Source organism: Megasphaera sp. AM44-1BH, assembly GCF_003467125.1.
GTDB lineage: Bacteria > Bacillota > Negativicutes > Veillonellales > Megasphaeraceae > Megasphaera.
Map to the genome: position 1 here is coordinate 18,422 of NZ_QSFA01000021.1, position 23,321 is coordinate 41,742.

Sequence of the window (23,321 nt, forward strand, 5' to 3'; positions counted from 1 at the left end):
AGAAAATCAGGAGGATATGAATATGTTTGGTGGAAATATGCAAGGTATGATGAAGAAAGTACAGAAAATGCAGAAAGATATGAAAAAACTGCAGGAAGAACTGAAACAGCGGACCGTTGAAGTGACGGTCGGCGGCGGTGCCCTGACCATCGTCATGAATGGTGAAAAAAATGTGGAAAGTGTAAAAATCAACGATAAAAGTGTCATCGATCCGGAAGATACGGAAATGCTGGAAGATCTGATTGTCGCCGGCGTCAACGAAGCCAGCAAAAAAGTCGATGATCTCATGGCTCAGGAAATGAGCAAAATCACGGGCGGCATGAAGCTGCCGGGCATGTTCTGATGGATACGCCTCTGGACCGTCTGACAGAACAATTCCGGCGCCTGCCTGGCATCGGCATCAAGACGGCGCGCAAGCTGGCTTATTATATGGTACAGCAGCCGGAAGAAAGCGTGGATGCCTTTATCGGTGCTATCCGCGATGCCAAAGCGCAGATGCATTTTTGTTCGGTCTGCTTCAATTTATCGAGTACCGATCCGTGTCCTATCTGCAGTGATCCCCGGCGCGATCACTCCATTATCTGCGTCGTCGAAACGCCGCAGGATGTGATGGCTATCGAACGCAGCGGCGATTATCATGGCCTTTATCATGTCCTGCACGGTGCCCTGTCGCCCCTCGACGGGGTAGGCGTCGATGACCTGCGGATCAAAGAACTCCTGCAGCGCCTGCAGGATACAGAAGTCAAAGAAGTCATCCTGGCGACCGATCCGGACGTAGAAGGGGAAGCGACCGCTCTGTACCTTGCACGTCTGTTGAAGACGGCCGGCATGCGGGTTACCCGTATTGCCCGGGGACTTCCCATGGGTGGCGATATTGAATATGCTGATGAAGCTACTCTGGCTGGTGCCGTAGCCAATCGGCAGGAAATGTGAGGACCTTATGGATTTCTACGGCATTGGCATCGGTATCGTCATTCTCATACTGGTGCATAAACTGATTCTGGCACCGTTGCGCCATCTCCTGGGTAATGTCGTCGTCGGTCTGCTGCTCCTGTATGGTGTCAACCACTTCGGCTATCTCCTGGGCCTGGCCCATGTGCCCATTACCCTCATAACGGGGATTCTGGTCGGTATTTTCGGCCTGCCCGCCGTAGCTGTTCTTACTTTGTTCTATACGTTTTTCTGAGATTCCGAAAGAAGGAAATATGGTGCGAATCAAAAAATGGGCAGTTGCAGCCTGTGTTGCCATCTTTGCTGCCGCAGTCCTTTCAGGGTGTGGCAACAGTGTGACTACTAAAACAGAAAGTGTAACCAAATCGGATCATCCCGTGGCCCTGACCCTCGATGCCAATATTACAGCCCTGCACATGACCAATGTAGTGCCCAAGCTTTCAGGCAAACTCGTCTCGACGCCCCTTACGGTAGGGCAGGAAGTCAAAGCCGGCGAAGTAGTCGTACAGGTCGATTCGGCTCCATACCAGCAGAGTGTCAGTGATGCAGAAGCCCAGCTGGTAGCGGCGTCTTCTGCAGCGGCAACGGCTCCTGTATATCAGGCTCCGGCTGCCAGTGGTGGCGGTGACAGTGCCCAGCGGGCAAAACTCGACGTCTGGTATAATGAAGGAGCTATTTCCAAAGTCGAATACAATCAGATGATGGCCCGTACGGCGCCACCGGTCCAGTCCGCTCCCGTCCAGGAAGCTGCCCCGGCTGTCGATTCGGGACGTATTGCCCAGCTGCAGCAGGCGGTACAATCGGCCCGGGAAATGCTGAGTAATGCCACGATTTATTCGCCTATTGACGGCCGCGTCACATCCGTAGCCGATAACCCGTCTGTTGCCGTCGCCGGCAATGTCCTGGCTACGATTCAGCAGATGACGCCGCTGGTAGCGACGTTTGCCGTACCGGAAGATTATATAGATGCGCTGCAGACTGCCAAGAGTAATGGCACAATCAAAGTATCTATCATTGCCCCGTCTGGTGAATCGGAAACAGGGGAACTGACCTACCTTTCTGAAGTGAAGGATCCGGCAACGGGCTCCTATATGGCCAAAATTACCTTCAATAACGATAAGAACCTGTTTGTGCCCGGCGAATTTTACCATGTCCGCCTTTCAACACCACAGGAAGTATCCCAGATTACTGTACCCAAAACGGCTGTCAAAACGAAAGACAGTGGAGATTTCGTCTATATCGTCAATGACAAAGGACTGGCTGATGCCCGTTCTGTCCTGACAGGGGACGAAGAAGCCGGACGGGTAGTTATCCTGAACGGCCTCAGCGAAGGGGAAAAGGTAGTCATCGATCCGCCCGATTCACTGGAAATCGGCATGAAAGTCAATACGTAGGAAGAAAGCAGGCGATTCCATGAATATAGAAGACACAGGTAAGAGAGGACGGCAGAACAGTCTGCTCAAATCGCTGGAGAAAAGTCTCGATGTCCTCGATATCTTTGTCGAATGCAATACCGGTCTGACCCTGAAAGAAATAGCGGCCCGGACCGACCTCAATACTTCGACAGCTTTCCGCATCGTCAATACGCTGGAACGCCGCCAGTATCTGACGCGCAATGAAGCGTCCAAGCAGTACCGGCTGGGTCCGAAAGCACTGGCTCTGGGATATTCTTCCCATTGGACAGAAAACGTCGTGACCCTGGCAAAACCGTATCTGCGGCGGCTTCAGCAGATTTTTAATGAAACGGCAAGTATTTATGTAGCCGAAGGGGATAACCGTATCTGTCTGGACCATGTAGAAAGTACCCATTCCCTGCGCCGCGTCATTCCTATGGGTGAATCACTGCCTATCTACAAAGGCGCTGCCGGCAAAGTACTTCTGGCCTGGGCAAGCAAGGCTGAACGGAACCGGGTCATCGTCCAGTATGGCAATTTGTCGGAAAGTGAATTTGCATCTATCCGGCATAATGGTTATGCCATTACCCAGGATGAAAGCGAACACGGTCTGTTTGCCCTTTCCGTTCCGATTTTCAATTTTGAGGAACAAGTCATTGCCTCGCTGACTATTGCCGGACCGAGCATGCGGTTTTACGATTCTATCCGGCAGAAAATGCTCTTTACCATGAGCCAGTACGCCTATGAAATTTCCTATTCACTGGGCTATCGGAAAGACAAAGATAAGGACAGATAAATGAATGACGGGATCATAGGACAGAAATGGCCGCAGGAATGGTACGGGGAAGGCGTCTGCCAGGCTGCCCGTCATCTGCTGGGAGCTATTCTGATACACGTCATAGGTGATAAGTTCTATGCAGGCCGCATCGTCGAGACTGAGGCGTATGGTGGAAGTTTTCAAGGCTGTCCTGATGATGCGGCCCATAGCTTTCGTGGCAGGACGGCCCGGACAGAGCCTATGTTCCGGCCCGGGGGCTGCAGTTATGTCTATCAGATTTATGGCATGTACTATTGCATGAATGTCGTGACCGGTCGTGCCGGTAGTGGGGAAGCCGTTCTTATCCGTGCTGTCGAACCGCTATCCGGCCTGGAAGATATGTTCCGGAACCGTCATATGGACATCCATACACAGAACCCGCAACATCTGACGAACGGACCGGGAAAACTCTGTCAGGCTATGGAAATTACGAAAGCCCAGAATATGCTGGATCTCTGTGGCGATGAGTTATACATTGCTGAGCCGGCTGTGCGCAGACCGCTGAAGGTATCCTGTTCTGCGCGCATTCATGTAGACTATGCCGAAAAGGGGAAGACATTTCCCTGGCGTTATTATATTGAAAATAGTAAATCCGTATCCAGACCCTGAATTATTTATACTCATGGATACGTGTTCATATATTTAGGGGGAGATTATTATTATTGAATTCAGAGAAATCCGTCTGGAAGATAAACCAATTATAGATGATTATTTTCAGCAGAAGCGGTATGAACAGGCTGATGCGACGTTCATGACGCTGTTTGCCTGGCAGAAGCCTTATGAAATCCAGTGGGCCGAAGAAGACAATGTCATGTATATCCGTTCCGGCCGGGGAAAAAAGCAATTCTGGATCCCGCCGTTTGCCAAAAAAGATGGCAGTTTTTTAAAGGGCGTGCAGCGGATGCATGAATGGTTCGATGAACACGGCTATCCCTTTCTCATGAAAGGTGTCACACCGGCAGCTGCTGAACGGATCCGGACACTCTGCGAAGACTGTTATGAATTTACGCCGGACCGGGATAATTACGAATACGTGTATCTCACACAGGACCTGATTAACTTATCAGGAAAGAAATTCCGTCAGAAAAAGAATAACCTCAATCATTTCCGCAATCAGTATATCGGAAAATGGGAATACGTGCCTATTACAGAAGACATATTTGATGAATGCCTGGCAGCGGAAAAGACATGGTATGACCAGCATGAGGAACAGGATGACGATGAAGAACTGCTGGGCGAACGCCACGCCATCGAAGAAGTATTCAACAATTGGGAAATCCTCCAGCCGACAGGCGGCGCTATCCGCATGTATAATAAAATCGTCGCTTTTTCCATTGGGGAGATGCTCAATGACGACACGGCTATCATCCATTTTGAAAAGAGTGACCCAAATATCCGCGGCCTGTATCAGGTCATCAATCATGAATTTGTCGTTCATGCCTGGCCTCATACGACCTATATCAACCGGGAAGAAGATATGGGCATACCGGGCCTGCGCCATTCAAAAGAATCGTACAACCCGCACCATTACGTAGAAAAATTTGATGTGACGTTGAAAAAATAAAAACAGGGGGCTGTCTTTGCACGACAGCCTCTTTCTTATAGAGAAAGGGGATGTTTCTATGAATTTCCGTTTAGCTGGTGAACAGGACCGGGGCCTGGTAGAAAGCCTCTGGGATTACTGTTTCGAACATCGGGAAGATCCGTTTTTTCAGTGGTATTTTACGAATTTCTATAAGCCGGAACAGGTCCTCATGGGCTTTCAGGGTGACCAGATGGCCTGTCTGACCCATCTCAATCCCTATACACTGAATCTCCGGGGCAGACAAATACCGACGTCCTACATTGTCGGCCTGGCAACGCATCCGGCAGCCCGGCGCGGCGGCGTCGGCGGCAAACTGCTTACGGCAGCTTTGAAAGAAATGAAACGGCGCGGCCATTATATCAATATCCTCATGCCCAGCAAAGCTGGTTTTTATCAGCCCTACGGTTATGAATTGTACTGCCATCAGTGGAAAGAAACGATGCCACTCGATGCCCTGCGCCCCCTTACAGACCGGACGCTTCACTATGGATTTATTACCAGCCCCGATGAATGGACCTATCTGGCGCCGGTATACGATGCTTATACGCGGAACCTTTCTGGTTATGCCGTCCGGGATGAACAGAGCTGGCGCAGTCATATCAGCGCTCAGCTGGCAGAAGGCAATATCGCCGTCTGCCTCGATGGAGACCGGCCGGTCGGATATCTTTTTTATCAGCTTGGTGAACCGACTATCGTAAGCGGCGAGTTTGTGTATGCTACGGCAAAAGGGAAAAAAGGGCTGCTTAATTATATCTATAATCACCGCTCACAAGGCGATACATTTCAGTGGAACGAAGGAATCCATGACCAGTCGTACCGCTTCTATCCCGATGGCAAACAGGGCCATGAAACTATGCCTTTCATGACCGGACGTATTGTCGATGTCCAAGGCGCACTGGAAGAACTGCCGTACCGGGCGGAAGGCAGCCTTACCTTCCGCACAGACGATCCTCTGGCGGACTGGAATACAGGGATATGGCGCCTGACGGTGCAGGACGGCACGGCCAGAGTAGAAAAACGGCCTGATGATGAAACACCTGATGCTGTTATGCCTGTTGGTACACTGGCGCTCCTCGTATTTGGGGCGATGGATGTTAGCGACCTGGTATTCAACGAAAAGATACAGGGAACGGATCAGGCACTGGAAACATTACAGGCCCTGTTCCCGACAGAAAAATGCTACATCAATGAATGGTACTAAATTGGACCGGCAGAAGTTTCGATACGATTTATGTGTCATTCAGAATTTGGGAATCATAAAAGAAGGACTGTCCATGATGGTTTTGTTATCATGGGCAGTCTTTGTATTACCGGTATATGAAATAGATGACCGTACCGATCAGTATACCTGTGCCCATATATACAGCCATCAGGGTCAGAATGAGATGGCGCCGGGCAGAAAATACGGGCTGGGAGGCACCGGGTACAGAACCGGCAAGCATGACATAGGTGTCACGTCCTGTATTGAAAAAATGGTGATGGAACTGACCACATTCTGCCAGGTCAGAAGCTGGGATAAAACCCATTCGGAGCGCGGCATAGTTTGGTTAGTCATGATATCCCTCATTTATGCTATAGTCATTTCTATAGTACGAAATGTTATCAGAAAAAGCAAGTAAAAAGAGGCTGTCCAGATACAGTGACCCCCATACATTGGATTCCAGGTCTGATGTATGGGGGTCACTCTGCTTTTTATGCGATTTTTGGCGCTATTTCTCAGCGGATGAAATTGGTCATGATTTTGGCTTCTGTTTCCGGTGCTGTAATGCCAGCCTTTTTACCGGCTTCGATGCACTTCAGTATCCACGCCATGTTGCGGCCAAGGACGCGCATGATCTGAAGTCCTTCGGCATCCTGACGGACTTCATCAGGCGTATTGCCATGTACCATGGGCCAGTAGTTGGAAGCGACGCTTACCATCTGATGATAGGCCAGGTATTTATTGAGGACATCGAGAGTAGCTGTCGTTCCGGCACGACGGGCGGATGCGACGGTTGCCCCGACTTTGTGTACGAGGGCCGCACCGGCTTTTCCGGCGAGCTGATCCATAAAGGAAACGATTTCTCCTGACGGGGAAGCCCAGTATACGGGAGAACCGATGACGAGACCATCGGCGGTCTTCATTTTTTCAGCAACGGCATTGACCGTAGCCGTATCCGGAACAGCATGGATGATTTCTGCATCAATACCGTTTTCTTTCAGCGTATCAGCGACGACGGAAAGTGCTGTATAGGTGCAGCCTTTTTCACGGCGGCTGCCATTAAGCAAGATAACTTTCATGAAAATCCCTCCTGTATGTCATTGCAAATTTTTATCAATTTTGCATATTTACTATATCACGCAAAAGACAAATAGTCAAACAAAAAAAGAGTAAACGTAATTGTGCCGAAATAAGGGTGTTTTTCATCATAAAAAAGTATATACTAAAAATAAATACGAATACAGATATCATCGTGTATATGTCAGATAAGGAAGTGAGTATTATGGCGTATCGGGAATGTCCCGGCTGTGGATTTTTTTATGTCAGTGATGAAGAAGATACGTGTCCCGAATGCGGATGGCTCGTGCCCCGGAAATGCCCGTTCTGCGGCAGTGAATATACAAATAGGGATATCATTTGTCCGGGATGCGGGAGACAGATCGATACCCTTACCCATCAGATACTGCCTGATTCCGATGAAGCGGACGATGACTTTGATACAGGATATGACAGAGGGTTTGACACAGGATTCGATAAAGGCTATGAGTACGGCCATGATCAGGGCTTTGAAAAGGGATTTGAAGCGGGCCGCAATAATGATATGACAGCGCTGGGAGCTGTGCAGAAACGAAGACAAGACCGAAAAACAAGGCAAACCATGCAACAGACAGATGCGGCTGTGACAGAAGAAGCAGGAAATGCTTCTGCAGAGGAAACGTCGGTGGTGGACCCGGTATCAGCACAGGAGACACCGACGCCATGGACATCCAAAGTGATTGGCGTCCTGCTCGTTCTCCTCTGTCTGGCTGTCGTTATCGGCATTGTAGGCCTGGAACCAGTGGCCGTCGTCTTTGTTCTCCTTGTTATATACGTCCTGCTCCGTTGAATAATTTCTTGCCAGAGCCTGTGGGGAAACGAAAGTATAGAGATGAAAAAAGACTGTTTTTACCGGTTTCTTATGCTAAAATGGTAAAAACAGTCTTTTAATTTTTATATGTTGAGGGAGTGATGACCTATGAAAATCATGGTAACGGGAATTGGCGGTATCGGTGGATATATGGCGTCGTTTTTATGCGCCTATTATGATAATGTAACGCTCATCGCCCGCCGCAAACGGAAGGAATCTCTCATAGAAAAGGGGCTTATCCTGCACAGTGACTTTTTTGGTGAACACGTAGCTCATCCTGCCGTTACAGACAATCCGTCGTCGTGTGGCATCCAGGACGTGATTTTTGTCTGCGTCAAGAATTATTCCCTGCCGGCAGCATTACAGGCCGTGATTCCCTGCATAGACGATCATACGATGGTTGTCTGCATGCAGAACGGCGTCGATCATAGTGAGGTCGCCCGGTCTATCCTGCCAAAAGGGAAAATTATGGATTCGACTATTTACATCAATACGGAAGCCCAGGATGACTTTTCTATCCGCCAGTCCGGGGCCTTTGCCCGCATGTATATCAGCGGTTCTGAAGGAGAATACAGCAAAACTCTGCATGACCTCCTCGACCACCCGGGGCTGAAAGTACGGTATGCCGACGATATCCGCGTCGAAGTATGGAATAAGTTCATTACGAACTGCGCCATCAACGTAATTACAGCCTATTATGAAGATACCTTTGCCGGCGTATTTGCCCGTCCGCAGGGAAAAGAGGAATTCCATACCCTTCTCCATGAGGCCTATACGATTGGAAAAGCCCAGGGAGTCAATCTGGCCGATGACCTGGTCGATACGATTTATCATCGCGTCATAGGACAGAAAAATCAGAATGTGACCAGTTCCCTTGCCCACGATGTCATGGCCCGCCGGCCTAATGAACTGGAAACGTTCAGTGGCTATCTCGTAAAGACAGCCGCGAAACTGGGAATAGATATTCCCTTGTCAAAGAAATTTTATGAGGCGTTGAAAGAACGGACTTCTTCAAAGTAACCAGTCCTTTTAGTAAACAGATTGAACAAGCAGGTTCTGTCGCATGCGACAGGACCTGTCATTTTCGGTATACAAATATTATTTGCTTTCAAAGAAGGCTTTATAGGCGAGATATCCGCTATAGGCATCGGATTTGGCAACGATTTCCAAGGGAGCGTGCATGCTGTGCATGGCGACGCCGCAGTCTACGACATCGCAGCCCCAGTCGGCCATGATATAAGCAATGGTGCCGCCACCGCCCTGATCGACTTTTCCCAGTTCCCCAATCTGCCAGGGGACATCGGCGGCGTTAAAAATCTGGCGTACCTGGGATAAAAATTCTGCATTGGCATCGTTGCTGCCGGCTTTTCCGCGGGCTCCGGTGTATTTGCACAGGCAGATGCCATAACCGAGCCGTGCCGCGTTTGTTTCTTCGTAGGCATCGGCGAATACAGGGTCCAGGGCAGCGCATACGTCGGCGGATAAAACCTGGCTGTTCCGCATGGTCCGGCGCAGCCATAGTTCTTCCGTATGGCCCTGCAATGCCAGGAGTTCGGCGACGAAATCAGGGAAAAATGCCGAGTGGACACCGGTATTGCCGACGGAACCTATTTCTTCCTTATCGGCAAACAGGGCTACCTGTGTCTTAGTGCCGGCATGGGCCGTGAGGATGGCTGCCAGATTGCCATACGAGCATACCCGGTCATCGTGGCCGTGGCTCATGATCATAGAACGGTCCAGGCCGACATCGCGGCTCTTGATGGCCGGGATAATTTCCAGTTCGGCACTGGCGAAATCTTCTTCTTCGATACCGTATTTCTTTTTCAGCAATTCCAGGACAGCCGGCTTTGTCTTTTCTTCTTCGCTGTTGGTTCCGACGAGGGGCATGAGCATTTCCCCGCTGATGGCTTCGGAAAGTTTTTTGGCTGCCTGGTCTTTACCGAGGTGGGGGAGCAGGTCATTGATGAAAAATACGGGATCGTCAGGGTCTTCACCAATAGAAACGTCAATGCGCCGGCCGTCTGCTGTATACACGACGCCAATCAGGGACAGGGGCAGGCAGACCCACTGATATTTCAAAAGACCTCCGTAATAATGGGTCTTGAAATACACAATGCCATTTTTTTCCGCAACAGGCATGGCTTTCAGATCGAGCCGGGGGCAGTCGATATGAGAACCGACGATTTTCATGCCCTGGGCGACAGGTTCGGTGCCAATGACGGCGAGGATGACTGATTTGCCTTTCTGGTTCCAGTATACTTTGTCACCGGCCTTGAGGGTGGCATAGTCATGGAGTGGTTTAAAACCAGCAGTTTCAGCCTGACGGATGATTTCCTTATTGGCCAGCCGTTCCGTCCGGGCTGTATCGAGGAAGTGACGGTATTTTTTGCTGTATTCTTCCATTTCCAGACGCTGTTCTTCAGAAAAACGGGCCCAGACACTGTTTTCTCTATCAAATGTTTTCATTTATATTCCTCCTTATGGTATAATTAACCAAAATGGCAGGACGGCCATTTTTACATTATGCATGTCTAACATCACCATTATAGTGATATTTCCTGATAAATAAAAGGGGGAACAGGAAAATGGCACAAGATATAATAAAACAGCTGGTTGAAAAATATACGTCCCACATATGTGAGCTCCGCCGTACGATTCATGCTCATCCGGAGCTTTCGTATCAGGAAGAGGGGACGGCGGCCCTGGTGGATGCGGAATTCCGCAGTCTGGGGCTGGAAGTGCATGAACATGTTGGCGGTATCCATGCCGTTGTGGGAATTCTTCATGGCGGTAAGGGAAAGGGACTGACCATTGCGCTCCGGGCCGATATGGATGCCCTGCCGGTCACAGAAGAAACGGGACTTCCTTTTGCTTCAGAAACGCCCGGCGTCATGCATGCCTGCGGCCATGATGCACACACATCGATTCTCCTCGGCACGGCCCGTGTCCTGACGGCACTGAAAGATACTTTTGCCGGAACGGTCCTTTTTATCGGCCAGCCGGCAGAAGAAAAATCTCCCGATGGCGGGGCTAAAGCCGTCGTCAGATCGGGAATCCTCGAAGGGACCGATGCCGTGTATGGCCTTCACGTATGGCCCGGGCTTCCTACGGGTCAGGTCGGGATTCTGGCCGGTCCCATGATGGCGGCTTCGGATCACGTGACCGTTACGATCTGCGGAAAAGCCAGTCATGCTGCCATGCCGCATCGTGGTACCGATGCTATCGTAGCGGCCGGACAGTTCCTGACGGCAGTACAGAACATCATCAGCCGCCAGATTAATCCGCTCTATCCGGCAGTCCTCACTTTCGGGACCATTCACGGAGGTACACGGTATAACATCGTAGCCGATAAGGTCATCATCGAAGGTACGTGCCGCACGTATCACAAAGAAGCCCAGGATATGGTGGAAGATAAGCTGCAGCGGCTGCTGAGCGGTCTCGACACGATGCTCGGTACAGAAAGCACGCTTCAGTATGACCGGGGCTATGATGCGGTCTTCAATGATGCGGAGCAGGCGGAATTTATCAAAGATGTCGTACGGACCCGGTTCGGGGGAGACGCTCTGGCAAACGTCAGGGAACCGGCCATGACGGCAGAAGATTTCTCCGGCTATCTCAAAGCGTATAACGGTGCTTTTTTGTGGCTCGGGGCAACGGCACCGGGAAAACCGGTCTGGCCGCTCCATAATTCTCATTTTGCCGCCGATGAAAACTGCCTGCCCTTCGGCATGGAACTCATGAGTTCTCTCGTGCTGGCGGCGCTTTCCAATCAGGATGTCAGCATCATCGCACCGGATGCGGCGCATAAAGCATAGATAAGTTAGAAAAAAATCATAAATAAAAAAGGAAATCGCCTCCATATCACGAATATATATAGTAACGTGATTTTTAGGAGGCGATTTATATATGAAAGAATATGCTAGTGACAAGATCCGCAACGTGGCTGTACTCTCCCATGACGGAGCCGGTAAGACGGCCGTCGTCGAATCCCTGTTGCTTGCCTGCGGCGCAGTTGATGCCGTCGGTGTGGGCAAGGACAACAAACACATCATGGACTTTGAACCGGAAGAAATCAAGCGCAATGTAACTATCCAGCTCGGTATCGCGCCCTGCGAATGGCAGGGATACAAGCTGAATTTCATTGATACGCCGGGGTATTCTGAATTCTGCGGTGAAGTCCGGGCTGCCCTTAGGGCCGCTGACGGTATCCTCATGGTCGTTTCGGCCGATGCCGGTGTAGAAATGGATACGGAACGCGCCTGGGATTACGGTGTGGAACTACAGCTGCCGCGCATGATTTACGTCAATAAAATGGATGCTGAAAACGCCGATTTCTTTGGCTGCCTCGAAAAGATGCGCGCTGTTTTTGGCAAATCTATTATGCCGCTTCAGATCCCGATCGGAGAAGGCAATGATTTCCGCGGCATTATCGATGTCTGCAAAATGATTGCCTGGGAATGGAAAAATGGCAAAGCTGAAGAAATCAAAGTACCGGCAGAATATATGCCCAAAGCCCGTGAAGTCCGTGAAATGTGCATGGAAGCCGCCGCTGAAGGCGATGACGAACTGCTGGAAAAATATCTGGAAGGGGAAGAACTGACTATCGACGAACTGCGCCAGGGTCTGCGCCAGGGTATGCTGACCGGCCGGGTATGCCCGGTCATGTGCGGCAGTGCCGTCCATCATATCGGAACGACAGAACTTCTGGGCCGGCTCATCCGTTATATGCCGGACGCATCCCAGAAAGTCATGATGGGAACGGATAAAAAGACGGGCGAACCGGTCATGGTATATCCCAACAAGCCGTTTACGGGATTTGTATTTAAGACACTCATCGATCCCTTTGCAGGAAAATTGAGTTACGTCCGCATTTTCTCCGGTGAACTCAAAGAAGGGAATAAGCTGTATAATGTGACCCAGGATACGGAAGAAAAACTGGGCAAGATGTTTACCCTCGTCGGCAAAGAACAGGTACCAGTCAAAGAAGCTATTGCCGGTGATATCGTCGTCATTCCGAAACTGGCCCATGCTCGTACAGGTGATACCTTTGCTACGGCAGAATTCCCTGTAGAATACGATCCGATCCGCTTCCCCAATCCGCTCCATACAGTTGCCATGGTCCCGGAAAAGAAAGGCGACGAAGAAAAACTGATGACGGCGCTGTCGAAAATCAGTGAAGAAGATCCTACCTGCCAGGTGGAAAAGAATGCCGAAGGCAAGCAGATACTCGTCCGCTGCATGGGCGACGTCCATCTGGAACACATCATGAACAAGATGGAACGCAAATACGGCGTCAAAGGAATCCTCGAACCGGTCTATATTCCGTACAGAGAAACCATCAATGGTGTTACGGAAGTAGAAGGCAAACATAAGAAACAAAGCGGTGGTCATGGCCAGTATGGTCATGTCAAACTCAAACTGGAACCGCTTACCAACGGGGAAGACTTCGAATTTGTCGATGCTATCTTCGGCGGGGCTGTGCCGCGCCAGTATATCCCGGCTGTCGAAAAAGGCGTAAAAGAAACGCTGGAAAAAGGCCTCATTGCAGGCTATCCTATGATTCATGTCAAAGTCACTCTGGAAGACGGTTCCTATCATCCTGTCGATTCGTCGGAAATGGCCTTTAAAGTAGCGGCAGCACTGGCATTGAAGAAAGGCGTGCCCGAAGCGAAACCAGCGATTCTCGAACCGGTTTATAACGTCGATGTCATCGTGCCGGAAGAATATATGGGTGATGTCATGGGCGACTTCAGCGGACGCCGTGGACGCATCCTTGGTATGGAACATCATCCCAGCCATAAAAACCTGATTGTGGTCAAAGCGCAGGTACCGCTGGCAGAAATGAGCGGTTATGTAACGATTCTGCGTTCGATGACCCAGGGGAAAGGTACATTCAACATGTCCTTCTTTGATTATGAAGAAGTACCGAAAAAGACAATGGATGAAATCATTGCCGCTTCACAGGCTGGTAAGGAAGAATAAATCCCTCCTCACGTATCCTCGCCGCATATTGTGTGCGGCGGGGATTTCTTTTGGGAATGGAACCCTATGCTGTCGATTCTTTTGTAATTGAAAGGAGCTATTGTCATGGATGTAATGCAAGAATATGCCGATAAGAAAAAGACGCCGGAACAGATTGCCGCCTGTGTGGAATCGGGCTGGTCCTGCTGTGCTGATATTTCGGGAGCGATTCCACCGGTCCTGGCGGAGGCACTGGGGAAACGGGCCGCTTCCGGGGAAATACAGGATGTGACATGTCATACTCTGCTCGATGTAACGCCTCTGGGAACGCTGTCTCCCGAAGCCTATCCGAATATTACGCCAGTTACCTGGTTTTCCGGTGGCGGTCTGCGTAAAGCGGCCAATGAGGGGCGCTGTGATATCATGCCCTGCTATTATCACGATGCGCCGGGACTGTTTGAACGATATATCGATATTGATGCTTTCTTTGCCCAGGTCTCTCCTATGGATAAGCACGGGTATTTCAGTACCAGCCTGAGCGGTTCCTGCAGTGCTGCCATGATACGGAAAGCCCGTCATATTTATCTGGAAGTCAATGACCAGCTTCCACGGGTACTTACGGCACCGCAGATCCATATTTCCCAGGTCGATGGACTGTGTGAAACATCCCATGCCCTGCCGATTGTGCCGCCGGTACAAATCGACGATATCAGCCGTACCATCGGTGGATATATCGCCGAAGAAGTCCCCGACGGGGCGACACTGCAGCTCGGTATCGGCGCCGTGCCGGAAGCCGTAGGGCTGGCCCTCAAGGATAAGCATGATCTGGGAATCCATACGGAACTGTTCACAGACAGCATGGTAGAACTCATAGAATGCGGAGCCGTCACCAATGACAGAAAACCGATTCACCAGGGAAAGACGGTGGCGACACTGACCTTTGGTTCCCAGCGTATCTACGATTTTATCGATGATAATCCGGCATTTCTCATGCTGCCTGTCGATTATGTCAATGACCCGGCAGTCATTGCCCGCCATCCTGATTTTATTTCCGTCAATGCGGCTATTGAAGTCGATTTCTTTGGCCAGGCCTGTTCGGAATCGACGGGGACACGACATATTTCTGGTACAGGCGGCCAGGCTGATTACGTGCGCGGCGCCATCTGCTCACCGGGCGGAAAGAGCTTTATTGCCTTCCCATCTACGGCAAAAGGTGGTACTATCAGCAAAATCGTGCCGACTCTGACACCGGGGGCCATCGTTTCGACGAGTAAAAATGATATTGATTACGTCGTTACAGAATACGGCATAGCCAAATTGCGGGGGAAAACCCTTTCCCAGCGGACAAAAGCCCTGATAGGGATTGCCCATCCGAAATTCCGGGAAGAACTGACCTTTGCTGCTAAAAAAATGCACATTCTGATTTAATATGCGGGTATTGCGTATAATACAAAATATAAATATAAATTTCGCATAGATATCTTGCGTAAAACGTTTTAATAAGCTATACTGTATCTGTGAATTTTAGAACAATATTTTCGTAATACGTGTAGTGGTAAAACCACACAGTGGGAAAGGTTTGGTGAACAGAATGTCAGAATGGACGGCCATGTATAAACAGAAACTGACGACTCCGGAACAAGCAGTTACACTCGTAAAGGACGGTGACTGGGTCGATTATGGCATGACGACCTCCCAGCCGGTACTGCTCGATAAAGCGCTGGCGGGCCGCAAAGATGAGTTACACGATATTAAAGTACGGGAAACCATGTCCCTGTTTCCCCGTCAGGTCTGCGAATGCGACCCCGGTTGTGATACCTTTACGGTCATGAACTGGCATCTCAGCGGATATGACCGCAAACTGGCAGCACAGTCGCGCATGTTTTTTAATCCCATGTGTTTCCGCAATGAACCGTCGATTTACCGTAATATCATTGATGTCGATGTCGCTATGATCACCGTAGCGCCCATGGATAAACATGGCTATTTCAACTTTGGCCTTTGTGCCGCCGTGACCGAAGCTATTACGAAAAAGGCTAAAAAAGTCATTGTCGAAGTCAATCCACATATGCCGCGTTGTCTTGGCGGCCGTGGGGAAGCTATCCACATTTCTGACGTCGATGCCATCGTCGAAGCACCGGATGTGCCGGTGCCGACCATTCCCTTTGTCCTCGGCAATGATATCGATCAGAAAATCGCGTCTTATATCGTCGATGCTATCCCTGATGGGGCTACTCTGCAGCTGGGCATTGGAGGCCTGCCCAACAGCGTAGGTGCCATGATTGCCAAATCGGATTTGAAGGACCTCGGTGTCCATACAGAAATGCTCGTCGATGCCTTCTACCTTATGGCTAAGGAAGGCCGGCTGACAAATAAAGTCAAAAACCTGAACCGCGATAAAGGCGTCTTTGCCTTTGCCCTTGGCTCTCAGGACTTATATGACTGGGTAGATGACAATCCTGCCCTGGCAACGTTCCCTATCGATTACGTAAATGATCCGGCTGTCATCGGGCAGATTGATAATTTCATTTCCATCAACAGCTGCATCGAAGTAGACCTCTATGGACAGGTATCGGCCGAATCCATGGGGACCCATCAGATCAGTGGCAGCGGCGGCCAGCTTGACTTCACCGACGGCGCGTACCGGTCCAAAGGCGGCAAATCGATCATTGCCATGCATGCGACCCATACAGATAAGAAGACCGGTACAGTTACATCCAATATCAGCCCTGTCCTGAAAGCGGGTACAACTGTCACCGATCCCCGCTCCCAGACACACTGGATTGCGACAGAATACGGCATGGTAAACCTTATGGGCAAATCGACCTGGCAGCGTGCAGAAGCCCTTATCGGCCTGGCACACCCTGATTTCCGGGACGAACTCATCAAAGAAGCGGACAAGATGCATATCTGGCGCAAGAGCAACAAACGGTAATTGACATTCCTTTGCAGAATCTAAAAACACTGCTGTATATCGTTAGATATATAGCAGTGTTTTTAGGTCAGGCTGGAAGCCGCGTTCCCCGTTGTGGGGAGTATCATTTATAAATGGACCATGGTGCTGGTTTAATATTGCTGAAATGCATCCTAAATGGCCCGGCAAGGCGTTTTTTTGCTATTTGGGTTTATTTACCTATCTATTTCCTCTGATTTTTGGTATAATAGTACAGATGCTCTATATATAGATATATATAAGCGATTATTTTTTTTATTATATATGAGGTGACATTGTGGACGAACAAAACGTTGATAAAATTTTGCCGGTTTGTCTGGAAAGTGAAATGCAGACCTCGTACATCGATTATGCGATGAGCGTTATCATCACGCGTGCCCTGCCGGACGTGCGCGATGGTCTGAAACCTGTTCACCGCCGCATTCTGTATGCGATGCACGAAGCGGGCATGACACCGAACAAGCCCTATAAGAAATCAGCACGTATCGTCGGTGAAGTTTTAGGTAAATATCATCCCCATGGTGATAGTTCTGTATACGATGCAACCGTCCGCCTGGCCCAGGATTTTTCTACCCGGTATCCACTGGTAGATGGTCATGGCAACTTCGGTTCTGTCGATGGCGACTCGGCGGCAGCTATGCGTTATACAGAAGTCCGCATGGCTAAAATTACAGGTGAAATGCTGGAAGATATCGACAAGGATACCGTCGATTTCATGCCTAACTATGATGGTTCTCTTCAGGAACCGACGGTCCTGCCTTCCAAGATCCCGAATCTGCTGGTCAATGGTTCGGCTGGCATTGCTGTCGGCATGGCGACGAACATCCCGCCCCATAACCTGGGCGAAGTCATCGACGGCTGTGTCATGCTCATCGATAACCCTGAAGCCAGTCTGGAAGAACTGATGACAAAAATACAGGGACCGGATTTCCCGACAGGTGCTAAAATCATGGGCCGCGATGGCATCATCAAAGCCTATGCGACGGGCCGGGGCAGCATAAAGATGCGCTCCTGTGCAGAAATCGAACCGATGAATAAAGGTAAGCATCGTATCGTCGTTTCGGAAATCCCTTATCAGGTCAATAAGGCACGGGTCATTGAAACCATTGCCGATCTGTCCCGGAATAAAGAAATCGATGGCATTACGGCACTGCGGGATGAATCGGACCGCAAGGGTATGCGCATTGTCATCGAACTGCGCGCCGATGCCAATCCGGATATTGTGCTGAATAAGCTCTATAAGCATACACAACTGCAGGAAACGTTTGGTGTCATTATGCTGGCCCTCGTCGATGGGCATCCCCGCGTCCTGACATTGAAACAGGTACTGCATTATTATCTGGCGCACCAGCAGGATGTCATAACCAGACGGTGCAAGTTCGAACTGGAAAAGGCACTGGCCCGGGCCCACATCTTGGAAGGCCTGCTCATCGCCCTTGACCATATTGATGAAGTCATCCGGACGATCCGCGAATCCCAGACAGATGAAATTGCCAAGACGGCTCTCATGAGCAAGTTCGGTCTCAGCGAAAAACAGTCGGTGGCCATCCTCGATATGCGTCTGCGCCGCCTGACCGGACTGGAACGGGAAAAAATCGAACAGGAATATAAAGAACTGGAAGATCGGATTGCCTATCTGCGCGATGTGCTCTCCGATACGCATAAAATCATGGGTATAGTAAAAGACGAACTCCTGGATGCCAAAAAGCGGTTTGCCGATCCGCGGCGGACACAGATTGTGGCCGATACATCGGAATTTGGCGTAGAAGATATGATCCCTGATGAACGCATGGTCCTGACACTGACCCGTCGTGGATATATCAAACGCATCAATGCCAATGTATATCATACGCAAAATAAAGGTGGCCGGGGCATCAAAGGGATGGGGACGAAAGATGAAGATGCAGTCAATCATCTGCTCTATACCTCGTCGCTGAACACGGTGCTCTTCTTTACCAACCTGGGCCGTGTCTACCGCCTCAAGGCATATGAAATCCCGGAAGCCAACAGCCGTAATTCCAAGGGAATCGCTGCGATTAACCTGCTGCCTCTCGACAGCGGGGAAAAAGTCAATGCCCTGATCGATCTCGATCAGGTGGATCCGTCCATGAATCTCTTTATGGCTACGGAACAAGGCAGGGTCAAAAAGACGGAACTGCAGGAATTCAAAAATGTCCGCCGCAACGGTCTCATTGCTATTTCCCTCGTCGAAGGGGACCATCTGGCCAAAGTGCGTCTCACGACGGGCGGGCAGAACATCATCCTGGCAACGAAACTGGGGATGGCTATCTGCTTCAATGAAGACGATGTCCGTCCGATGGGCCGCAATACCCGCGGTGTCCGCGGCATTGATCTGGCTCCGGGCGATATGGTCATCGGGGCTGATATACTCACACCGGGCTGCCAGGTCCTCACAGTCAGTGAAGAAGGATTTGGCAAGCGCAATAACGTGGAAGCCTACAAGGTGCAGAACCGCGGCGGCAAGGGCGTCAAGAACTTCAAGATTACTGAGAAAACCGGCGATGTCGTCGGCGTCGAAGTCGTCCGCGATAATCAGGAACTGATGCTCATTACCGGCAATGGAATCGTCATCCGCACCGATGTGGAAAGCATTGGCATCAAGAAAGGCAAGATTACATCAGGCGTCAAGATCCAGAGGCTGGAAGAAGACGACAAAGTAACGGCCCTTGATACGATTGCCATCGATGGAGAAGATGAAGAACAGGATTCTCCGCAAGATTTGTTTCAAAAACAATAAAGAATTCAGAAAGAGGCGTCCCTGAGGGGCGCTTTTTTCTATGCAGAAAATGAAACATTATGTCTTGTTCTATACCGATTTTGATAAATCCGGATATACGGGGATTTCCTGACTCTTTTACCGGTACGGATATGATAAAATAGTAACTGATCATAGCGGTAATGGGGTGAACAAAGTGGACAAGCAGTCGGTTGAACGTATGAGAAAACAAAATCCGTTCCTGTCTCTCAGCGAGATAGTGTATGATATTTTACTTCAGGAAATTGTCAGCTTCCGTCTGGCCCCGGGCAGCCGTGTCAATGAAAGTACCGTTGCCGAAGTACTGGGCGTCAGCCGGTCCCCTGTCAAGAATGCTCTGACAAGGCTCCTGCATAACTCTTATGTTGTCCGTCAGCCGGGATACAGGGTTGCCGCATTTTCTGAAAAGGAATATACAGATATTGCAGAGCTGTCGGAGCTGATTGAACCCTATGCGGCAGGCCGGGCTGCCATTGCCATTAAAGGTGAGGAACTGGACGCCCTGTATGACATAGCAGAACAACTTCACCGCATCTGTGTAGAGAATGGAAATTTACAGCACCGGTATATTGATATCGTAGACCTGGAATATCAGTTTCATTCCCGCATCGTCCATCTGGCAGATCATCCTTTGCTGGAAGAATTTTATGAACACATTAAATATAAGCTATACCGGTATAGAAGCTATCTGAATTATGATCCGCCCGTAGGATATTTTAAAGTCGTCGGGATGGAACATCTGACGATTTGTGACATCTTGAAAATGCGGGATCAGGGTATGGCTGAAGCGATTATGCGGCGGCATCTCTCCCTGGCCCGGGCCGAGTTCAAACGCAAATTTCCTGCCGGAAGCAACCGGGATTGCAGTAAAAAAAGTCCTTTTTCGTCACAATAATACAAAAAAGAAAGAAATTATCTGGCAAAATATTAATTTATTATGATATTTTGCCGGATTTTTTTATTATATAACGATAAAAGGAAGAACCAAAATGTAATAATTTATACAAAAATGGACGAAAAGGAGTCCCGAATGAGAAGAATAAAATGAACACAAACGTCATACTGGTCGGAGTTTGACTCTTTAATTGGATAATGTTAACATAAATGCATGAAAGAAATTCGATTCGGTAATAATTAAATAAGGCAACGATGTTTTCAGGTATCATTTTATGTGTAAGGAGGTATGAAGCATGAGTGGTTTCGAAAAGTTCGTAAAATTTGTCACTAAATATGTGACGCTGTGGGTCATTTTATGTGCCGTATTTGCATATTTTGTGCCGACACCGTTCAAACCATACGGTGGGACGATTCCCTGGTTCCTGGGCATTATTATGCTGAGCATGGGCCTTTCTATGACGCCCAATGATTTCAAGCTGGTTCTGACCCGGCCGAAAGATGTCATCGTCGGTATCGTGACACTGTATGCGTTTATGCCTCTCGTCGGGCTGGGGCTGGGAACGGTATTCAATCTGGATCCGATGCTGACTGTCGGCCTCGTGCTTCTGGGTTGCACACCGACAGGGACATCTTCCAATGTCATGACCTTCCTGGCTAAAGGCGATAAGGCTCTGGCCGTTACGGTATCGAGCCTGAGTACCATCGTAGCGCCGGTCGTCATGCCTATGCTGCTTCTCTTTTATGTGGGAAAATATCTTCCTATTGATGCGGTAGGCCTGTTTATGAGTATCATTAAAATCGTTATTATTCCTATTGCACTGGGACTTCTGATTCACAAATTCTTTAATAAACAAATGCCGGTTATTCTGAAAGTCGTGCCGTTGGCAACAGTAGCTGCCATCGTCTGCATCATTTCCGTCATCGTTGCGCTCAACGTAGAACGGCTGCAGGCTGTAGCAGGAATGGCTGCTTTGACATTGGTACTGTATACGGGTATCGGTCTGGCTATCGGATACGGTGTAGCCCGTCTGCTGCGCATGAAAGCTCCGAAACGGAAAGCCATGACGTTTATCGTCGGTGTACAGAACACGGCACTGGCAGTTACTCTGGGCATTACGTATTTTGATCCTATGTCGGCAATTCCGGGAGCTATCGGCGTTGTCTGGACGACCGTATTCTGCTCCTTTGTTGCCTCACTCTGGGGGAACAAGACAGAAGATGCAGCAGAAGCAGCTCCCCCTGCACAGGGAACCGCTCATTGAGCTCAATGATATGGATACGATGCCGCAGTGTATGAGGCATTAATATAGGAAGGAGAGATAGGTTATGGCAAGATTTAACAAGGTATCGGCAGAATTATTGGACGAACTGAAAAAAGTACTGGGAGAAAAAGGCGTAACCGTAGATCCGGAAAAATTGCAGACGTATCAGACTGATGAAGAAGGCAACCCCTATTGGTTCCGTACCCCGGAAGTAGTCGTATTCCCGAAAACGACAGAAGAAGTAGCAGCGGTCATCAAATTGGCGAATAAGTACCTCGTACCGATTACTCCACGCGCTGCTGGTTCCGGCGTTGCCTGTGGTGCCATCCCTGTCTATCATGGCATCGTCATGGAACTGGACAAGATGGATAAAATCCTTAAAATTGATGAAGACAACCTCTACGCTGTCGTCCAGACAGGTGTCCGTACGAGTGTCATCCAGCAGGAATGCAAGCAGCGGGGACTCCTGTATGCTGGCGATCCCTGCAGTGCTGACAGCTGCCAGATCGGTGGTAACGTAGCAACCAATGCCGGCGGCAACAAGGCCGTAAAATATGGGACGACGCGGAATCAGATTTATGGTATGAAAATCGTTACGCCGACCGGTGATATTGTAGATGTCGGTGCGCGGCTGCAGAAGTGCTCGACCGGGTATTGCCTGGAACAGCTCATCTGCGGGTCTGAAGGTACCTTGGGCGTGGTAACGGAAATTACGCTTAAACTGCGTCCGCTGCCGCCGTATAAATTTGACCTGGTAGCTATCTTTGATGAAGACGCCAAAGCCTTTGCCCTGCCGAATAAGATTTTAAAGGCCGGTATCGAACCTACCAGTATTGAATACATGGATAACAAGGCACTGAAGATGTGCAGCAATTTCTGCAAGGTAACGCTGCCCCATGTAGAAGAAAACTGCTGCTATGTCATCATTACCGTAGAATCCTTTGATGAAGATGAACTGGATAAGAAGATGGAAAAAATCAGCGATCTCTGTGACGATATGGGTGCTGTAGATGTCATCCAGGCTGATGACCGTATCTGGGGATGCCGCCGTCAGTTTGCAGAAGCAGCCCGCGATATCGATATCATGTTCGTAGCAGAAGACTTCGTTGTACCACTCGACAAGATTGCTGAAATTACAGCAGAAGTGCCGGGACTGGAAGAAAAACACGGAATCTACACAGTAACATCGGCCCATATCGGCGATGGCAATATTCACGTACTGCCGCTTAATAAAGACGGCCTGTCACCGGAAGACTGGATGAAGAAGATGGCCGGTTTCCATAAAGACCTCTTTGAAAAAGTATATGCCCTGGGTGGTAAGATGTCTGGTGAACACGGCATTGGCTACAAGAAACTCGTTGATTTCAAACGCTGCACTCCGCCGGGTGAATATAAGATGATCCGGGCTATCAAGAAAGCACTGGATCCGAATGATATCCTCAATCCGGCCAAGATTGTCGATCTGGAAGACAGCATCTGATGTAGTATCTACCCCTCCATGTATGAATTAGATATCCCGAAGCAGCAGACAGGCGTCCGTGTTGGGCGCCTGTTTGCTTTTTTTGAGATTTTGTAAAAAATCCCCCTTGACAAGAGGGGCAGAGTGGGATATACTAAA

General features: G+C 49.5%; 21 protein-coding genes. 18 read left to right on the forward strand and 3 right to left on the reverse strand.

Annotated elements, in window-relative coordinates; genetic code table 11:
- Positions 1 to 22: 22 nt before the first annotated feature.
- The 8 genes from DW949_RS11545 to eis all read left to right on the forward strand — a co-directional run bounded on the left by DW949_RS11545 (position 23) and on the right by eis (position 5,948).
- Entirely contained in the window at positions 23 to 343 is a 321-nt protein-coding gene (locus DW949_RS11545) for a YbaB/EbfC family nucleoid-associated protein (RefSeq protein WP_118023367.1), read from the forward strand.
- Complete coding sequence (gene recR / locus DW949_RS11550) at positions 343 to 933, forward strand: recombination mediator RecR (RefSeq protein WP_118023368.1); 591 nt, start codon at positions 343 to 345, stop codon at positions 931 to 933. The genes DW949_RS11545 and recR overlap by 1 nt, the downstream gene beginning before the upstream one ends.
- A gap of 7 nt (positions 934 to 940) precedes the next feature.
- Positions 941 to 1,186 (forward strand): pro-sigmaK processing inhibitor BofA family protein, encoded by a 246-nt coding sequence (locus DW949_RS11555; protein WP_118023369.1) that lies wholly within the window; start codon positions 941 to 943, stop codon positions 1,184 to 1,186.
- Between the two features lie 19 nt (positions 1,187 to 1,205).
- Positions 1,206 to 2,345, forward strand: coding sequence for an efflux RND transporter periplasmic adaptor subunit (locus DW949_RS11560; RefSeq protein WP_233539587.1), 1,140 nt, complete (start codon positions 1,206 to 1,208; stop codon positions 2,343 to 2,345).
- 19 nt (positions 2,346 to 2,364) lie between these two features.
- On the forward strand, positions 2,365 to 3,141 hold the full coding sequence (locus DW949_RS11565; protein ID WP_118023370.1) for an IclR family transcriptional regulator: 777 nt from the start codon (positions 2,365 to 2,367) through the stop codon (positions 3,139 to 3,141).
- Positions 3,142 to 3,771 carry a DNA-3-methyladenine glycosylase gene (locus DW949_RS11570; RefSeq protein ID WP_118023371.1) on the forward strand — a complete coding sequence of 210 codons (630 nt, stop codon included), beginning with the start codon at positions 3,142 to 3,144 and terminating at the stop codon, positions 3,769 to 3,771.
- A gap of 91 nt (positions 3,772 to 3,862) precedes the next feature.
- Positions 3,863 to 4,726: a DUF2156 domain-containing protein gene (locus DW949_RS11575; protein ID WP_255417831.1), complete on the forward strand. Its 864-nt coding sequence runs from the start codon at positions 3,863 to 3,865 to the stop codon at positions 4,724 to 4,726.
- A gap of 58 nt (positions 4,727 to 4,784) precedes the next feature.
- Positions 4,785 to 5,948, forward strand: coding sequence for an enhanced intracellular survival protein Eis (gene eis / locus DW949_RS11580; RefSeq protein WP_118023373.1), 1,164 nt, complete (start codon positions 4,785 to 4,787; stop codon positions 5,946 to 5,948).
- A gap of 106 nt (positions 5,949 to 6,054) precedes the next feature.
- On the opposite strand, the gene DW949_RS11585 is transcribed toward eis, so the two are convergent.
- Together DW949_RS11585 and DW949_RS11590 are read right to left on the reverse strand one after the other, a co-directional pair.
- The gene (locus DW949_RS11585; protein ID WP_118023374.1) at positions 6,055 to 6,273 is read right to left on the reverse strand and encodes a hypothetical protein; all 219 of its coding nucleotides are present in this window, start codon (positions 6,271 to 6,273) and stop codon (positions 6,055 to 6,057) included.
- A 190-nt stretch (positions 6,274 to 6,463) separates the two neighbouring features.
- Positions 6,464 to 7,027, reverse strand: coding sequence for a flavodoxin family protein (locus DW949_RS11590; protein ID WP_118023375.1), 564 nt, complete (start codon positions 7,025 to 7,027; stop codon positions 6,464 to 6,466).
- Positions 7,028 to 7,230: 203 nt separating this feature from the next.
- Here DW949_RS11590 and DW949_RS11595 point away from each other — a divergent pair, with 203 nt between their 5' ends.
- Both DW949_RS11595 and DW949_RS11600 read left to right on the forward strand, forming a co-directional pair.
- A complete protein-coding gene (locus DW949_RS11595) occupies positions 7,231 to 7,833 on the forward strand; it encodes a hypothetical protein (RefSeq protein WP_118023376.1) in 603 nt (200 codons plus the stop codon).
- Positions 7,834 to 7,962: 129 nt separating this feature from the next.
- Entirely contained in the window at positions 7,963 to 8,874 is a 912-nt protein-coding gene (locus DW949_RS11600; RefSeq protein WP_118023377.1) for a ketopantoate reductase family protein, read from the forward strand.
- 78 nt (positions 8,875 to 8,952) lie between these two features.
- Here the strand turns inward: DW949_RS11600 and DW949_RS11605 are convergent, their stop codons facing one another.
- Positions 8,953 to 10,320 (reverse strand): aminopeptidase, encoded by a 1,368-nt coding sequence (locus tag DW949_RS11605; protein WP_118023378.1) that lies wholly within the window; start codon positions 10,318 to 10,320, stop codon positions 8,953 to 8,955.
- A gap of 119 nt (positions 10,321 to 10,439) precedes the next feature.
- Between DW949_RS11605 and DW949_RS11610 the strand changes: the two genes are divergently transcribed.
- The 8 genes from DW949_RS11610 to DW949_RS11645 all read left to right on the forward strand — a co-directional run bounded on the left by DW949_RS11610 (position 10,440) and on the right by DW949_RS11645 (position 23,183).
- Positions 10,440 to 11,669: a M20 family metallopeptidase gene (locus DW949_RS11610; protein WP_118023379.1), complete on the forward strand. Its 1,230-nt coding sequence runs from the start codon at positions 10,440 to 10,442 to the stop codon at positions 11,667 to 11,669.
- Positions 11,670 to 11,760: 91 nt separating this feature from the next.
- Entirely contained in the window at positions 11,761 to 13,836 is a 2,076-nt protein-coding gene (gene fusA, locus DW949_RS11615; RefSeq protein ID WP_118023380.1) for an elongation factor G, read from the forward strand.
- Positions 13,837 to 13,941: 105 nt separating this feature from the next.
- Complete coding sequence (locus tag DW949_RS11620; protein ID WP_118023381.1) at positions 13,942 to 15,243, forward strand: acetyl-CoA hydrolase/transferase family protein; 1,302 nt, start codon at positions 13,942 to 13,944, stop codon at positions 15,241 to 15,243.
- Positions 15,244 to 15,424: 181 nt separating this feature from the next.
- Positions 15,425 to 16,750, forward strand: coding sequence for an acetyl-CoA hydrolase/transferase family protein (locus DW949_RS11625; RefSeq protein ID WP_233539589.1), 1,326 nt, complete (start codon positions 15,425 to 15,427; stop codon positions 16,748 to 16,750).
- A 295-nt stretch (positions 16,751 to 17,045) separates the two neighbouring features.
- Positions 17,046 to 19,526, forward strand: coding sequence for a DNA gyrase subunit A (gene gyrA / locus DW949_RS11630; RefSeq protein ID WP_118023383.1), 2,481 nt, complete (start codon positions 17,046 to 17,048; stop codon positions 19,524 to 19,526).
- A gap of 199 nt (positions 19,527 to 19,725) precedes the next feature.
- A complete protein-coding gene (locus tag DW949_RS11635; RefSeq protein WP_147349061.1) occupies positions 19,726 to 20,439 on the forward strand; it encodes a GntR family transcriptional regulator in 714 nt (237 codons plus the stop codon).
- 295 nt (positions 20,440 to 20,734) lie between these two features.
- On the forward strand, positions 20,735 to 21,703 hold the full coding sequence (locus tag DW949_RS11640) for a bile acid:sodium symporter family protein (protein ID WP_118023385.1): 969 nt from the start codon (positions 20,735 to 20,737) through the stop codon (positions 21,701 to 21,703).
- 64 nt (positions 21,704 to 21,767) lie between these two features.
- Positions 21,768 to 23,183: an FAD-binding oxidoreductase gene (locus tag DW949_RS11645; protein WP_118023386.1), complete on the forward strand. Its 1,416-nt coding sequence runs from the start codon at positions 21,768 to 21,770 to the stop codon at positions 23,181 to 23,183.
- The last annotated feature ends 138 nt before the right edge of the window (positions 23,184 to 23,321 follow it).